The sequence below is a fragment of the Mycobacterium sp. B14F4 genome (assembly GCF_039871645.1).
Classification (GTDB): Bacteria; Actinomycetota; Actinomycetes; order Mycobacteriales; family Mycobacteriaceae; genus Mycobacterium.
This window is the reverse complement of sequence record NZ_JBDPMF010000014.1, coordinates 67,585-82,817: the sequence shown is the minus strand read 5'-3', so window position 1 is coordinate 82,817 and position 15,233 is coordinate 67,585. Positions and strand designations below refer to the sequence as shown.

The following is a 15,233-nucleotide window of genomic DNA, read 5'->3' as shown; positions in this document are numbered from 1 at the left end:
GCGACCATGGTTCCGGTTTAGCCGCCGGGCGCCGGGGTACGCCCGCGTCAATCGAGGAGGTTTACATGGCCGACACCGGCAACATCGTGGACGACATCATCACCGACCACCGTGAGTTCGAAAGCGTCTTCACCCAGATCGAATCCGGCGGCGATCCCCGCACCCAGCCGGACCTGGTCGAGCACGTGATCGCCGGGATCGTGCGGCACGCCGTCGCGGAGGAGCAGTACCTCTATCCGGCCGCGCGCAAGGTGCTGTCCAACGGTGACGAGGTCACCGATCACGAGCTCGAGGAGCACGCCGAGGCCGAGGAGATCATGAAGGCCATCGAGAAGGCAGGCAAAGACGATTCGCGGTACGACGACCTGGTGCGCAAGCTCATCGGCGAGATCCGACACCACATCGAGGACGAGGAGAACGATCTGCTCGCCGAACTCCGCGACGCCTGCACGCCCGAGGAACTGCAGGAGTTGAGCGAGAAGTTCCAGCGCGCCAAGGCCATGGCGCCCACCCGGCCGCATCCGCTGGCGCCGGATCGTCCGCCGGCCAACAAGATCCTCGCTCCGGGCGCCGGTCTGGTGGACCGGCTCCGCGACGCGCTGTCGGGCCGCACCACCTGAGGGCTCAGCGCTCCGACCGGATCACCTGCACCAGGTGGAACTGCCACCGCTCGACCAGCCGGAACCCCATGTCGTGGGAGACGGCGAACGTCGGGGTGCCGCCGAACAGGGGGCCCGGCGGAATCGCCACGCCGGCCTCGTGTGTCGGCGCGCCGGGGTCGGCCTGCGTGAGGATCCACACGGTGGTGCACCGCTCGAGCGGCCCGACCGACGCCTGCGGAATCAGGTTGGTGTCGAAGACGTTGCGTTGCTGGGCAGCTCGCTGCCACAGGCTGACGTCGACCAGGTCGCGATAGGCGTTCGGGCGTGCGGCCAGCAGCGGCCGCATCGGTGCGGGATGGAACGTCACGGTGTCGTTGACGAACAGGCAGTCACCGGCGGCGGCCCTTGCGGTGATCAGGTCGGCCACCTGGCTGTAGTCCATCCCGTACTTGGCGTACGGACCGCGTTGCACCACAACGTAAGTGTGCGTGGCGACGACACCGAAGAGCACGACGACGGCCACGGTCACCCACGTCGAGCGGGACAGCGCGGCGATGCACACCGCGAGCAGCAGCGCCATCGCCGGCGCGGTGAAGGACAGGTAGCGCGGCGTGTACAGCGGGTCGGCGACGGCCGACCACGCGACGATCAGCGCCGTGGGGATCACCAGCCAGGCGACCGACAGCACGACCGCTTCGCGGGCGCCGCCCGTCAACCGCTCGCTGACCACCCACACCACGACGGCCGCCACCATCAGCAGCGCGGCCAGCGCCGCGAAATACGGATTGCGGTCGAAATACTGTTGCACTGCAACGTCTTCGACGGTTCGCCTGCCGATCGGCGTGATCCAGGCGATCTGCTGGGCCTGACCGGCGACCACCGCGACGAACGGCGCCGTGGCGCCGACCACCGCCGCCGACGCGATCGCGAACCGCACCACCACCGGCCGTGTGCGCCGGAAGCCGAGCACGAAGACGATGTGGACGAACACCAGCAGCGCCAGATACACCTCGAGCAGGATCGACACCGCAAGCAGGACGCCGTACACCGCCCACGCCCACCACACCAGCCACCGCGTCGCGTACACCAGCGCGACCGTCACCCACACCGCGAGCATCATCGACAACGCGTAGGGCCGCGCCTCGATACCCGCCCACGTCGCGCGCGGCAGGATCGCGCAGAGCACACCGGCCGTCACGCCGACGGTCCGCGACGACAACTGCTTGCCGAGCACCACCAAACCCGCGGCGGCGCCCCCGACGGCCAGGCCGCTCGGCGCGCGCGACCAGAACTCGGTGGGCGGCACGAGCGCGAACCAGCCGTGCATCAGCAGGTAGTACAGCGCGTGGACGGCGTCGACGTCGGCCACCATCTGCCCCAGCTCGGACAGCGACCGGCTGTACGAGGCGGAGATCGTCGCCGCCTCGTCGTACCAGAACGACGGCCGCGCGGCGCCCGCGAGGCTGACCGCGGCGCCGAACACGGCGACGATGAGCGGGTCCAGCCGGGCCAGCCGGCCGGGCCCGGAGGCGTCTACCAGACGCGGATGTAGTCGACGAGCATCACCGACGGGTAGGGCGCCCGGGTGGGATCGCCGCCACCCGAGCCACCGACCGCGAGGTTGAAGATCGCCTGCAGCCAGTACCCGGGCTTGCCGAACGGCCACCGCAGGTCGCCGGGCCTGCCGTGCACCTGGATGGGGACCGCCGGAACGGTGAAGTACGGCTCGGCGCCGTCGACGTAGTCGCGCCAGAAGCGGAACCCGTCCTCGGTCCATTCGGTTCGCCAGGTATGCCAGGCCGGGTCCACCAGTTGGGGGATCGACCTGCCCTCCCAGGTCTTGCCGTTGGACGCCGCGTGCACCGTCGTCCCGGGCGGCCATGCCTCGTTGCCGTAATACTCGACGATGTCGACCTCGCCGTCGGGCAGCGGGTCCTGGTTCAGCAGCCAGTAGGCGGGCCACAGGCCGGGGAACATGCAGTCGAACTTGATCCGCGCTTCCCAGGTGGTGTTGATCTGCCCGCGGAAGTTGCTGAGCACCTTGCCGCTGAAGTACTGGTTTTCTTCTTTGGTGGCGCAAAGCACAAGGTTCGAGTTGCCGTCGATGAACACGTTGCGGCGGTCGTTGCGGTAATGCCCGATAACGGGCGGGTTGACCGGGTCGTCCCAGCTCTGCACGGTCCACTTCGCCGGATCGGGCGCCGAGCCGGTCGGCCCGTCGAACTCGTCGACGAAGAGATAGGGTCCGACCCCGGCATCAGGTGGGTCTTGGGTGGGTGGGGACGGCCGGACCGGCGATGCGTTGGCCATGGCTGTCGGCAGGGCGGCGGCGCCGAGTGCGGCGGCGCCGGTCATCTTCATCAAGCTGCGGCGATCGATTTGTGGCACCTAGGAACCATAAAGGGTTGAGCGCATGATCACGAGAAGTTCGTGCACGCGCCGCCGATTCGGCCGGTCACCTTTAGGCTCGTAGTGACGCCGGCGCAGCGGGGTCTCCGTCACCCTCGCGAGGTGTACACCAGGGCTGTGGTGCGACGCCGAACCACGACCCTGGTGTAACTCTCGCGAAACCGCAGGTCGGGTCGACTTCGGGTAGGGAGGACGGCTATGGGCATCAAGCGGGTGTTCGAGTCGTGGCCGGTGTACCGGCAACTCACCGGCGGCGACCGGCTGGGCCGCGGCCAGGCCGCGCAGTCCCCGCGGTCGGCCGGCCTCACCCCGCGCATCGCCGACGCCGACCGCGTCGCCCACTCCGTCTGCCCGTTCTGTGCGGTCGGCTGCGCGCAGAAGGTGTACGTCAAGGACGAGAAGGTCATCCAGATCGAGGGCAACGCCGACAGCCCGATCTCGCGAGGCCGCTTGTGCCCCAAGGGATCTGCGAGCAAGCAGCTGGTCACCGGGCCGCAGCGGGTGACGAAGGTGCGCTACCGGCCGCCATATGCGACCGAATGGCAGGAGATCGACCTCGACACGGCGATGGACATGGTCGCCGACCGGGTGCTCGACGCCCGGCAGAAGGGCTGGCAGCAGTTCGACGCCGACCGCAACACGCTGCGCCGCACCATGGGCATCGCCAGCCTCGGCGGTGCGACGCTGGACAACGAGGAGAACTACCTGATCAAGAAGCTCTTCACGGCGTTGGGCGCGCTGCAGATCGAGAACCAGGCGCGTATTTGACACAGCGCCACGGTTCCCGGTCTGGGAGCCTCCTTCGGTCGCGGCGGGGCGACGGACTACCAGCAGGACCTCGCCAACTCGGACTTCATCGTCATCATGGGCTCGAACATGGCAGAGGCCCATCCGGTCGGTTTCCAGTGGGTCGTCGAGGCGAAGACGCGTGGCGCGCGGGTGGTGCACATCGACCCCCGCTTCACCCGTACCAGCGCGTTGGTCGACCAGCACCTCACGCTGCGGGCGGGCAGTGACATCGCGTTCCTCGGCGGGGTGATCAACCACATCCTGTCCAACGAATTGGACTTCCGCGAGTACGTCACGACCTACACCAACGCGTCGTTCCTCGTCGACGAGCGCTTCGAGGACGCCGAGGACCTCGACGGGCTGTTCTCCGGCTACGACCCCGACACCGCGTCCTACGACACGTCGACCTGGCAGTACCAGTCCACCGATCCGGAAGACGAAAGCGGCGGCGCGAGCGGCAAAGAGCGCAGCACGCCATACCAATCCGGCTCCGGCGGGCCGCCGCTGGAAGGCGACGTCGGTGATATCCCGAACGATCCGACGCTGCAGGACCCGCGCTGCGTCTACCAGATCCTCAAGCGGCACTACGCGCGCTACACCCCCGAGATGGTCGAGCGGGTGTGCGGCGTGCCCGCCGCGGAGTTCCTCGAGATCGCCGAGGCGTGGGCGGCCAACTCAGGCCGCGAGCGGACCGCTGCGCTGGTGTACAGCGTCGGCTGGACGCAGCACACGCTGGGCGCGCAGTTCATTCGCGCCGGCGCCATCATCCAGTTGCTGCTGGGCAACATCGGCAGGCCGGGCGGTGGGGTGTTCGCGCTGCGCGGGCACGCCAGCATCCAGGGCTCGACCGATGTGCCGACGCTGTTCAACCTGCTGCCGGGGTACCTCGCGATGCCGCGTGCCGGCCACGAGACGCTGGCCGAGTACCTCGACGACATCAAGAGCCGCAACCAGAAAGGCTTCTGGCACAACGCCGATGCGTACATGGTGTCGCTGCTCAAGGAGTACTGGGGTGAGCACGCCACCGCCGACAACGACTTCTGCTTCGACTACCTGCCCCGCATCAACGGCGACCACGGCACCTACCGCACAGTGATGGACATGGTCGACGGCAAGGTATTCGGCTACTTCCTGCTGGGCCAGAACCCGGCCGTCGGATCGGCGCACGGGCGACTGCAGCGCCTGGGGATGGCCAACCTCGACTGGCTGGTGGCGCGCGACCTCGTCGAGATCGAGAGCGCGACATTCTGGAAGAACGCCCCGGAGATCGAGACCGGCGAGATCGCCCCGCAGACCTGCCGCACCGAGGTGTTCTTCTTCCCCGCCGCATCGCACGTCGAGAAGGCGGGCACCTTCACCCAGACCCAGCGGATGCTGCAGTGGCGCGAGAAGGCCGTCGAGCCGCCGGGCGACGCCCGCTCGGAGCTGTGGTTCTTCTACCACCTCGGCCGGATTCTACGCGAAAAACTCTCCGCCTCAACGGATGAGCGGGACCGCCCGCTGCTCGACCTCGCGTGGGACTACGAGATGGACGGCGACGAACCGTCGGGTGAGGACGTGCTGCGCCGCATCAACGGCGTCGACCTCACGACGGGCCGCGCCGTCGACAACTACCTGTCGCTGACGGCCGACGGCAGCACGATGTGCGGTTGCTGGATCTACAGCGGTGTCTACGCCGACGAGGTGAACCAAGCCGCGCGCCGCAAGCCGCATACGGAGCAGGGGCCCTACGAGAACGAGTGGGGCTGGACGTGGCCGATGAACCGCCGGGTGCTCTACAACCGGGCGTCGGCCGATCCGCAGGGCCGGCCGTGGAGCGAGCGCAAGAAACTCGTGTGGTGGGACGCCGACAAGAGTGAGTGGACCGGTTACGACGTACCGGATTTCGAGAAGAACAAGCCGCCGGACTACCGGCCGCCCCAGGGCGCGGTCGGTGTCGAGGCATTGCGTGGCGACGACCCGTTCGTGATGCAGGCCGACGGCAAGGGCTGGCTGTTCGCGCCGAGCGGCGTGCTCGACGGACCACTGCCCACCCACTACGAACCGCATGAGTCGCCGGTGCGCAACGCTTTCTATCTGCAGCAGGGCAATCCGGCCCGCAAGGTCTACGGGCGCGCGGACAACCCGTCGAATCCGTCGTGGCCGGAGGCACACACCGAGGTGTTCCCGTTCGTCTTCACCGCGGCGCGGCTCACCGAGCACCACACCGCGGGCGGAATGAGCCGGCAGCTGTCCTACCTGTCGGAGCTGCAACCGGCCCTGTTCGTGGAGGTGTCACCCGAGCTCGCGGCCGAACGCGGCCTGACACACATGGATTGGGCGCATGTGGTGACCAGCCGGTCGGCGGTGGACGCGCGGGTGTTCGTGACGGACCGGATGCGGCCGCTGCGCATCGAGGACCGGGTGGTGCACCAGGTGTGGATGCCGTACCACTGGGGCAACGTCGGGCTGATCGACGGCGACGTCGTCAACGACCTGCTGGGCGTGGTGGCGGACCCCAACGTGTTCATCCAGGAGAGCAAGGTCGCGACGTGCGACATCCAGCCCGGCCGACGGCCGCGGGGTCCGGCGCTGCTCGCCTACATCGGCTTGTACCGGGAGCGGGCGGGCATCACCGAGAAGACGGGCACGGACCTGGACACCACGAAGCGGTCGCATGACCACACCGAGGACACGCCATGAGCGAGAACAGCTTCTACGGCCCGCTGCACGACGTCGCCGGTGACGCCGGCTACGAAAAGCACCCGCCGCGGATGGGCTTCTTCACCGACACGTCGGTGTGCATCGGCTGCAAGGCGTGCGAGGTGGCGTGCAAGGAGTGGAACGAGGTGCCCGACGACGGGTTCAACCTGCTGGGCATGTCGTTCGACAACACCGGTGAGCTGGGCGCGAACTCGTGGCGGCACGTGGCGTTCATCGAGCAACCCGCCTCAGTGGACTTGGGCATGCCCGGTTTCGAACGGCCGGGTGAGGCGATGGCCACCGAGACGCGAACGGACTTCCGGTGGCTGATGAGCAGCGATGTGTGCAAGCACTGCACACACGCGGGGTGCCTGGACGTGTGCCCGACGGGTGCGCTGTTCCGCACGGAGTTCGGCACTGTCGTTGTGCAGCAGGACATCTGCAACGGCTGTGGATACTGCGTGTCGGGCTGTCCGTACGGGGTGATCGAACGACGTGAGGGCGACGGCCGGGCGTGGAAGTGCACGCTGTGCTACGACCGGCTGCGCGACGGGATGGAGCCGGCGTGCGCGAAGGCGTGCCCGACGGACTCGATCCAGTACGGCGAGCTCGACGAATTGCGGGAGCGGGCTGCGCGCCGCGTCGAGGACCTGCACGCGCGCGGCGTGACTCGGGCCCGGCTCTACGGTGAGGACCCGAACGACGGTGTCGGCGGTGACGGCGCGTTCTTCCTTCTCCTCGACGAGCCGGAAGTGTATGGGCTGCCGCCGGATCCGGTGGTGCCGACGCGCGACGCCGCCGCGATGTGGCGGTACGCGGGGATGGCCGCGTCGGCGCTGGTGGGGCTGGCGGTGTCGGCGTTCGTCGGCAAGGGCCGCTGATGCCGCGCGAACAGCTGGCGGTGCCGAAAGCCGAGTTCCGGTCCTATTACGGGCGGCCGATCCTCAAGAAGCCGGTGTGGAACTGGATGATCGCGGCGTACCTGTTCTCCGGCGGGTTGTCGGCGGGTTCGGCGATGCTGGCGGCGGGCGCGGACCTGACGGGACGGCCCGGTCTGCGCAAGGTGAGCCGGATCGGTTCGCTGACAAGCATTCTGGCGAGCCTGTACTTCCTGATCGGCGACCTGGGCCGCCCGGAGCGGTTCCACCACATGCTGCGCGTGGCCAAGCCGAGCTCGCCGATGAGCGTGGGTACCTGGATGTTGTCCGCGTACGGGCCGGGCGCGGGACTGGCCGGGGTCGCGGAACTGATGCCGGGCCGATTGGCCCGCACGACGCTGGGGCGGTGGGTGCGCCGGCTGGCCCGGCCTGCCGGGGTCTGGGCGGCGGCGACGGCGCCAGGCGTGGCGTCGTACACGGCGGTTCTGTTGTCGCAGACGGCGGTTCCGGCGTGGCGGGAGGCGCACCCGTATCTGCCGTTCGTGTTCACGGGTTCGGCCGCCGCGAGCGGTGGCGGACTCGGCATGCTGCTGGCGCCTCACGCCGAGAGCGGCCCGGCGCGCCGGATGGCCGTGCTGGGCGCCGGCTTGGAGATCGCCGCGTCGCGGGTGATGGAGCGGCAGTTGGGCGTGGTGGGTGAGGCGTACACGGCGGGCAGGCCGCATCGGCTGCGTCAGCTGTCGGAGGCGCTGACGGTCGGGGGAGCGATCGGCGCTGTCGCGGGCAGGCGTCGCGCGGTGGTGGCGGTGTCCGGGGCGGCGTTGCTCGTCGGAAGCGCGCTGCAGCGGTTGGGGGTGTTCGAAGCCGGCGTCGCGTCGACCCAGGACCCCAAGTATGTGGTTGTGCCGCAGCGGGAAAGGCTGGAGGCCAAACGACCATGACCACGACGACCGAAGCGCCCAAGTCGAACGCCGCCGAGACCCGACGGGCGATCTGGAACACGATCCGCGGCTCGTCGGGCAACCTCGTCGAGTGGTACGACGTCTACATCTACACGGTGTTCGCACCGTACTTCGACGCCCAGTTCTTCGACGAGTCGGAGAACAACTCCACCGAATATGTGTACGCGATCTTCGCCGTCACGTTCGTTCGCTGAACTCCTGTTCGATATCGCGTTTCGCCCTGTCATGTCCGGGAACCATGCAGCATGAGCGTCAAGGGTGCGGTGAACCGCGCCACCGACAGCCGTGCCGTGCGCTGCTTCGCCCGCGCCGGATATCCGATCAGCGGAGTGCTGCACCTGCTGATCGCCTACCTGATCGCCCGGATCGCGCTCGGCTCGGGCGGCCACGCCGACCAGAGCGGTGCGCTGACCACCCTCGCCCGCGAGAGCGGCGGCGCCTGGTCGCTGTGGGTGGTCGCGGCCGGCCTCCTGGCGCTCGCGCTGTGGCGGCTCGCTGAGACCATGCTCGGCCTGCATCCCGGCGAACGACCCGACGCGCATTCGCGCCGCTCACCGGTCATGAACAGGCTCAAGGCGTTCGGCCTGGCGCTCGTCTACCTCGCGGTGGCCTTCACCGCCGTGCAGTTCGCGCTCGGCGCCACCGGACGAGGCAGCCAGCAGACGGCTGGGTTGAGCGCGCGGTTGATGCAGTCCGACGGCGGCAAGGCGGTCCTGGTCGTCGTGGGCCTGGTGATGGCCGTGATCGGCGGCTACTACGTCCACAAGGGCGCCAGCAGGAGATTCCTCCACGATCTCACCGAACCGTGCGGGCGCCTGATCACCGCCCTGGGGGTGTGCGGACACGTCGCCGAGGGATCGGTGCTCTTCGCCGCCGGCCTCAGCGTCATCGTGGCCACCTACCTGAGCGATCCCGCCCGGGCGACCGGCCTCGACGCCGCGGTCAAGGCCGTCAGCCACGCCCAACTCGGCGGTGCGGTTCTGCTGCTCGCGGCGGCGGGTTTCGCCGCCTACGGCCTGTACAGCTTCGCGCTCACCCGTTACTCCCGCATGTGACGCTGCGTTTCCGCCGCGCGCCACCGAGGTACTCCACCCGGCATGAGCGCAACAGACAAAGCGAAGAACAAGGTCGAGAACCTCGGCGGCAAGGCCAAGGAGGCGGCGGGAAACGCCACCGGCGACGCCCGCACCCGCGACGAAGGCCGCGGCGATCAGGCGAAGTCCAACCTCAAGGATGCCGGCGAGAAGATCAAAGACACCTTCAAGAAGTAGCTCCCACCGGTCCAGCCCGCTGTGGTTCGGCCGCGCCATGGTGGGAATAGGAGGGCCATGAGTCCTCAGTGGGAGTGCGCCGTCGTCGGAGCGGGCGCGGCCGGGCTGAGCGCGGCCCTGGTGCTGGGCCGGGCGCGCCGCCGCACGGTCGTCATCGACGCCGACGATCAGAGTAATCGCGCGTCGAAGTCGATCGGCGGCCTGCTCGGCTACGACCAGCGCCCGCCGGCCGAGCTCTACGCGGCCGGCCGCAAGGAACTCGCGGCCTATCCCAGCGTCGAGTACCGGCACGGCCAGGTCCGCAGCGGCCGCCGCGTCGACAGCGGCTTTCTCCTCGACACCGACGGCGGCGAGATCGGCGCCAAGCGCGTCCTGCTCGCCACCGGCATGCAGTACTGCCCGCCCGACCTGCCCGGGCTTGCCGAGCTGTGGGGCACGTCGGTGTTCCAGTGCCCGTTCTGCCACGGCTGGGAGATGCGCGACGCCCGGCTCGCCAGCCTCGCCGCCGGCGAGCAAGCCGTGCACTCGGCGCTGATGCTGCGCGGTTGGAGCGACGACGTCGTCATTCTCACCGACGGGCGCACCGACCTGTCGCCGCCCGACACGAACGCATTGACCTCGGCGGGCGTCACCATCGACGACCGCCGCGTCGTCGAATTGCTCAGCGAGGACGGCATACTCACCGCGGTCGCCTTCGCCGACGGCGCCCGGCTGCCCCGCGACGGCCTGCTCGTCGAGGCCCCGCTGCGTCAGCGCTCGCCGCTGGCCGAGCAACTCGGTGCCGCCTGCGCACCCGGCCCGCTGGCCGCCGACGCCATCGCGATCGACGAGATCCACCGCACGAAAGCCGGTGGCGTGTTCGCGGCGGGCGACGTGTGCACCGAGCAACCGCACATCGCCGGAGCGATCCAGTCGGGCTCGCAGGCCGCGATGATCATCGTGCAGAGCCTGCTCGCCGACGACTTCGGGCTGCCCTACCCGCCGACCTGACTCGGCGACAATGGCGGCATGACACCGCACACCTGGCACCTCGACCAGTCCGACGGTCGGCTCACGATCCACACCGGCGTCGCCGGCCGGGCAGCAAAGATGGGCCACCGCCTGACCATCGCGATGAACACCTGGCACGCCACCGTCGACTGGTCCGACAGCGAACCCGCGCAATTGCACCTGAGCGTCGACGTCGATTCGCTGGAGGTCCTCGGCGGCGAAGGCGGTGTGACACCGCTGAGCGGCCCGGAGAAGGTTCTGGCGCGTTCCAACGCGCTGAAAGTGCTTGATGTCAAGCGCTTCCCGCAGATCACCTTCGACACCACCATGATCGAACGCACGGAAACGGGTTACCGCCTCACCGGTACAGTGCAGATACACGGAACGGCGGGGGACAGCGTGGTCGACCTCAACGTCGAGGACTCCGGTGACGTGTGGCGCATGTCTGCTGACGTGGCGATTCGCCAGACCGACTTCGGCGTCAAGCCGTACTCCATGCTGATGGGCGCCATGAAGGTCGCCGACGCGGTGACCGTCTCGCTCACGGCGGAACGGGCGAAAACCGGCTGACGGCGATGTGACCTTCGTTACGCGGCAATGTGCCTGTGCTGCCGTGATTTCGGTGGGTTACACGCCGGCGCGATGCGGGAACACTAGAGATCGCTGCCCCGAGGCCCGCAAGGACGGAAGGATTGCATGTGAGCTCCCGCAACGGCGGCTCTCGACTGGGTACCACGTTCGGGCCCTATGAGCTGCAGTCTCTGATCGGGGTCGGGGGGATGGGCGAGGTCTACCGCGCCTACGACACGGCGAAGGAACGGACGGTCGCTCTCAAGCTGCTGCGTCCGGACATGGCGGCCGACCCCGCCTTCCAGGAACGCTTCCGGCGCGAGTCGCGGGTCGCCGCCCGGCTACAGGAACCGCATGTCATCCCGGTGCACGACTTCGGCGACATCGACGGCGTGCTTTACATCGACATGCGCCTCGTCGACGGTCGGAGCCTCAAGGACCTGCTGCGCACCGACGGTGCGCTGCCGGCCACCCGCGCGGTGTCGATCATCGGACAGGTCGCCGCCGCGCTGGACGCCGCACACGGCAACGGGCTGGTGCATCGCGACATCAAGCCCGAGAACGTCCTGCTCACCGCGGACGACTTCGTCTACCTGGTCGACTTCGGCATCGCCCACGGCGGCGGCGAGGCGAGCGTCACGAAGACCGGTCTGGTCATCGGATCCTGCGCCTACATGGCCCCGGAGCGCATCAGCGGCGAGCGCGGCGGTCCCGCCTCCGACATCTACTCGCTGGCCTGCCTGCTCTACGAATGCCTGACCGGTCGCGCGCCGTTCGATGCCGGCGACCTGCGCGAGGTCATGGGCGCGCACCTGTTCACCCCGCCGCCGCGGCCCAGCATCATGCGCCGCGGCATCGGTCGCGGGTTCGACGACGTCATCGCACGCGGCATGGCGAAGAAGCCGACCGACCGCTTCCCGACGGCCGGTGAGCTGGCGAAAGCGGCCGCCGCGGCCGGTGATCAGCAGCCCGTTCCCGCACCGGTCCCGGCACCGCCCGCGCCGGGCACGCGGCAGTTCTCCGCCGTCGACCCCAATCCGGTGCGGACGGGCTATCAGCAGCCCTACCGACCACCGCCGGTGCCGCCGAAGAAGCGAATGGGTAAGAGCCAGGTCGCGCTGGTGGTGGCGACGATCGTGATGTTCACCGCCGCCGTGGTGCTGGCCGCGGTGCTGGTCCTCACCGGCCAGGACTCGGACACCGCACCGCAGACCAGGCTCGCCGTGCCACCGCCGTCGACGACCACGGAAACCGTCACACCGTCGCCGTCCGACGAGGCCCCCTCAACCACGACCACGACACCGACGACCAGCGGGGCGCCGATCCCCGGGGTCTCGGGGACGGACTCGCAGGGCTTCGTCGGTCACACGGCCCGCTGCGACCCGGGCAGCACCCCGGCCGCGGCGATCAGGACCGCGCAGTCGCTGGCCGTCATCTGCGAAACGGGCCAGGGCACCTACAGCTATCGCGGCGAGCGGCTGCGCGACGGCGCCAACCTGCAGCTGGCAAACGCCCAGCCGTCCGGTGCCGGCTTCACGGTCACCAACCCGGCCGACGGCGCGCGCTACGACATGCAGCCGAACATGCTGACCATCTCCAGCAGAAGCGGTGTCGATTCGGCGGAACCGGCATTGGAATACGGCTCGACGGACTAGTTGGTTCGCCCGTCGAGTGGCAACTAGTCGCAGTCGGCGGGCACGTCCCGGTGTGAGGCCCTCGTGTAGTGTGCAATGAGTTGGGAATCCAGCCAGTCCGGGATGAGTCAGCCGTTCCACCGCTGACCGCGCCGAGCAACCGCTCACGCCGGGCACGCAGGTGACTACCTCTAGTTGGGATCACCTTGATCACCCGTTCCGCATTCCCTACTCTGTTGAATCCCGTTGTCGCCGAACATGTCTCCGAAGTTCCAAGCTTCGGAATCCTGAGTACGTATCCACCGACGCCGTGCGGCTTGGCGACTTTCAGTGCCGCGCTCGCCAATGGGCTGGCTGCGCGCGGCGCTGAGGTCAGCGTCGTGCGGCTTGCCGATGGCGGTATGCCCTCGTGCGACCGTGTCATCGGAGAATTGGTCAACGGCTCGCCGTCGTCCGTCGCTCGAAGTGCCGACTTGCTGAACCGCAGCGATGTCGCGGTCATCCAGCACGAGTACGGCGTCTATGGCGGGGTCGACGGTGACGAGGTCGTCGACCTCATCGACGGCCTGCGCGTCCCGTCGATCGTGATCGCTCACACGGTTCTCCGGAACCCGACGCGCCACCAGCGTTCCGTCCTGAAAGCCGTTGCAGCGCGGGCGGATCAAGTGATCGTGATGTCGCAAGCAGCCAACGAGCGGCTTCGCGCCGGCTTCGACATCGACCGCCGCAAGATCACCTCGATCCCGCACGGCGCAACCTTGCCGACGGGTGTGCGCGCCGTGCGCGGCAGCCGACCGACGGTGTTGACGTGGGGTCTGCTGGGCCCAGGCAAGGGTGTCGAACGAGTGATCGAGGCGATGAGATCGCTCAAAGACCTCCCCGGTCGGCCGCAGTACCTGATTGCGGGCCGGACGCATCCGAAGGTGCTGGCCGCCGACGGCGAGGCGTACCGCGACGCCCGTCTCGAACAAGCGCGATTGCGCGGTGTGGCGGACTCGGTCTCCTTCGACACCGGATACCGCGATGTCGCGAGGTTGACCGACCTCGCACAGTCCGCCGCGGTCGTGGTCCTGCCCTACGATTCGACCGATCAGGTGACATCAGGTGTCTTGGTCGATGCGATTGCCAGCGGCCGGCCCGTTGTCGCGACCGCGTTCCCGCACGCGGTCGAGTTGCTGGCGAGCGGCGCCGGCATCGTCGTCGAGCATGACGATCCGGATGCGCTGGAATCCGCCCTGCGCCGGGTACTGACGCAGCCCCGGCTCGCGGGTGCGATGGCGGCTGAGGCCCGACGACTGGCGCCCGAGATGGCGTGGCCGGTCGTCGCGGGTGCCTATGTCGAGGTGGCGCACCGGTTGCTTGCGCAGCGCCAGGCACGCCGGTGAGCGCAACCTCACCGCCGCCGGTGTTCGACCATCTCATGCGGCTGACCGACCGGCGCGGCACGATGGAGCACGCGTGTTTCGCCGAGCCCCTGCCCGAGCACGGCTACTGCACCGATGACGTCGCCCGCGTACTCGTCGTTACCACCCGGGACCAGGGAGGCGACCGCGCCCTGGACGGCCTGGCCGGACTTTCGCTGCGCTTCCTCAACGAGGCGCAGAGCCTCACCGGCCCCTGCCACAATCGGATGGACCACGAGGGCAACTGGACCGATGAGCCGGCACTGGAGGACGCCTGGGGGAGGTGTCTGTGGGGTTTGGGGACCGCGGCCGCGCACAGCGACGTTGCCTGGGCCCGGCAGTCGGCGCTGATGCAGTTCGAACGTGCGGCCCAGGAACGATCGATCTGGCCGCGCGCCAGCGCCTTCGCGGTCCTGGGCGCCGCCGAACTTCTCACCGCGGACCCGGAACACCGCCTGGCGCGCGCACTGATCAGCGACTACCCCGCCTCCCTGCCCTCCCCGAACCACGATGCGTCGTGGCCGTGGCCTGAGCCACGCTTGACCTACGCGAATGCCGTTCTGCCCGAGGCGATGATCGCCGCCGGGACTGCTCTGGACGATTCGACCCTGTGTCAACGCGGCCTCGGCCTACTGGCCTGGCTGATCGAAACCGAGACGGTCGACGGCCATTTGTCACCCACACCCGTCGCGGGTAGGGGGCAGGAGGACACGAAGCCCGCGTTCGATCAGCAGCCGATCGAGGTGTCCACGATCGCGGACGCCTGTGCGCGCGCAGCCGAGGTGGACGCCGACCCGACCTGGAACGACGGCATCCGGGCCGCGGCGGCATGGTTCCTGGGCGACAACGACGCGGGCCGGCCGATGTGGGACCAGCGCACCGGCGGCGGATACGACGGGCTGCACGCCGACGGGGTGAACATGAATCAGGGCGCGGAGTCCACCCTGGCGCTCATCTCGACCTTCCAGCACGCGCGCCGCTTATCGGCTGTGTCCCGGTGACTTCCGCCATCGCGGGGCAGGTCGTTCGCAGCAGCCACCGGC

Annotated in this window: 13 protein-coding genes and 1 pseudogene; 12 read left to right on the top strand and 2 right to left on the bottom strand. The window is 68.9% G+C overall.

Features of this window, described 5'->3' with window-relative positions:
• Nucleotides 1-65: 65 nt before the first annotated feature.
• On the top strand, nucleotides 66-620 hold the full coding sequence (locus ABGB19_RS25720; protein ID WP_347688824.1) for a hemerythrin domain-containing protein: 555 nt from the start codon (nucleotides 66-68) through the stop codon (nucleotides 618-620).
• A 4-nt stretch (nucleotides 621-624) separates the two neighbouring features.
• Here ABGB19_RS25720 and ABGB19_RS25715 read toward each other — a convergent pair whose 3' ends face one another.
• Nucleotides 625-2,085: a hypothetical protein gene (locus ABGB19_RS25715; RefSeq protein ID WP_347688823.1), complete on the bottom strand. Its 1,461-nt coding sequence runs from the start codon at nucleotides 2,083-2,085 to the stop codon at nucleotides 625-627.
• Between the two features lie 50 nt (nucleotides 2,086-2,135).
• Nucleotides 2,136-2,981: a glycoside hydrolase family 16 protein gene (locus tag ABGB19_RS25710; RefSeq protein WP_347688844.1), complete on the bottom strand. Its 846-nt coding sequence runs from the start codon at nucleotides 2,979-2,981 to the stop codon at nucleotides 2,136-2,138.
• A gap of 228 nt (nucleotides 2,982-3,209) precedes the next feature.
• Here ABGB19_RS25710 and fdh point away from each other — a divergent pair, with 228 nt between their 5' ends.
• The 11 genes and pseudogenes from fdh to ABGB19_RS25655 all read left to right on the top strand — a co-directional run bounded on the left by fdh (nucleotide 3,210) and on the right by ABGB19_RS25655 (nucleotide 15,191).
• The gene (gene fdh, locus ABGB19_RS25705; RefSeq protein ID WP_347688822.1) at nucleotides 3,210-6,482 is read left to right on the top strand and encodes a formate dehydrogenase; all 3,273 of its coding nucleotides are present in this window, start codon (nucleotides 3,210-3,212) and stop codon (nucleotides 6,480-6,482) included.
• Nucleotides 6,479-7,363, top strand: a complete 885-nt coding sequence (locus tag ABGB19_RS25700) for a 4Fe-4S dicluster domain-containing protein (RefSeq protein ID WP_347688821.1) — start codon at nucleotides 6,479-6,481, stop codon at nucleotides 7,361-7,363. The genes fdh and ABGB19_RS25700 overlap by 4 nt, the downstream gene beginning before the upstream one ends.
• On the top strand, nucleotides 7,363-8,301 hold the full coding sequence (nrfD, locus tag ABGB19_RS25695) for an NrfD/PsrC family molybdoenzyme membrane anchor subunit (protein WP_347688820.1): 939 nt from the start codon (nucleotides 7,363-7,365) through the stop codon (nucleotides 8,299-8,301). Before ABGB19_RS25700 ends, nrfD begins: the two co-directional genes overlap by 1 nt.
• Nucleotides 8,298-8,510: pseudogene (locus ABGB19_RS25690) on the top strand (alpha-ketoglutarate transporter); the annotation flags it as partial. The gene nrfD and the pseudogene ABGB19_RS25690, both read left to right, overlap by 4 nt.
• A 57-nt stretch (nucleotides 8,511-8,567) precedes the next feature.
• Nucleotides 8,568-9,377 carry a DUF1206 domain-containing protein gene (locus tag ABGB19_RS25685; protein WP_347688819.1) on the top strand — a complete coding sequence of 270 codons (810 nt, stop codon included), beginning with the start codon at nucleotides 8,568-8,570 and terminating at the stop codon, nucleotides 9,375-9,377.
• A gap of 42 nt (nucleotides 9,378-9,419) precedes the next feature.
• Complete coding sequence (locus ABGB19_RS25680; protein ID WP_347688818.1) at nucleotides 9,420-9,593, top strand: CsbD family protein; 174 nt, start codon at nucleotides 9,420-9,422, stop codon at nucleotides 9,591-9,593.
• Between the two features lie 57 nt (nucleotides 9,594-9,650).
• Nucleotides 9,651-10,583, top strand: coding sequence for an NAD(P)/FAD-dependent oxidoreductase (locus tag ABGB19_RS25675; RefSeq protein WP_347688817.1), 933 nt, complete (start codon nucleotides 9,651-9,653; stop codon nucleotides 10,581-10,583).
• Between the two features lie 18 nt (nucleotides 10,584-10,601).
• Complete coding sequence (locus tag ABGB19_RS25670) at nucleotides 10,602-11,153, top strand: YceI family protein (protein WP_347688816.1); 552 nt, start codon at nucleotides 10,602-10,604, stop codon at nucleotides 11,151-11,153.
• Between the two features lie 128 nt (nucleotides 11,154-11,281).
• Entirely contained in the window at nucleotides 11,282-12,808 is a 1,527-nt protein-coding gene (locus ABGB19_RS25665) for a serine/threonine-protein kinase (RefSeq protein WP_347688815.1), read from the top strand.
• A gap of 215 nt (nucleotides 12,809-13,023) precedes the next feature.
• Nucleotides 13,024-14,172, top strand: coding sequence for a glycosyltransferase (locus ABGB19_RS25660; protein WP_347688814.1), 1,149 nt, complete (start codon nucleotides 13,024-13,026; stop codon nucleotides 14,170-14,172).
• On the top strand, nucleotides 14,169-15,191 hold the full coding sequence (locus ABGB19_RS25655; protein ID WP_347688813.1) for a glycosyltransferase: 1,023 nt from the start codon (nucleotides 14,169-14,171) through the stop codon (nucleotides 15,189-15,191). The genes ABGB19_RS25660 and ABGB19_RS25655 overlap by 4 nt, the downstream gene beginning before the upstream one ends.
• The last annotated feature ends 42 nt before the right edge of the window (nucleotides 15,192-15,233 follow it).

Bases quoted from the DNA above. Each gene is read 5' to 3' on its own strand.
- ABGB19_RS25720 (WP_347688824.1), top strand. From the start codon at position 66: ATGGCCGACACCGGCAACATCGTGGACGACATCATCACCGACCACCGT.
- ABGB19_RS25700 (WP_347688821.1), top strand. From the start codon at position 6,479: ATGAGCGAGAACAGCTTCTACGGCCCGCTGCACGACGTCGCCGGTGAC.
- nrfD (WP_347688820.1), top strand. From the start codon at position 7,363: ATGCCGCGCGAACAGCTGGCGGTGCCGAAAGCCGAGTTCCGGTCCTAT.
- ABGB19_RS25685 (WP_347688819.1), top strand. From the start codon at position 8,568: ATGAGCGTCAAGGGTGCGGTGAACCGCGCCACCGACAGCCGTGCCGTG.
- ABGB19_RS25680 (WP_347688818.1), top strand. From the start codon at position 9,420: ATGAGCGCAACAGACAAAGCGAAGAACAAGGTCGAGAACCTCGGCGGC.
- ABGB19_RS25675 (WP_347688817.1), top strand. From the start codon at position 9,651: ATGAGTCCTCAGTGGGAGTGCGCCGTCGTCGGAGCGGGCGCGGCCGGG.
- ABGB19_RS25670 (WP_347688816.1), top strand. From the start codon at position 10,602: ATGACACCGCACACCTGGCACCTCGACCAGTCCGACGGTCGGCTCACG.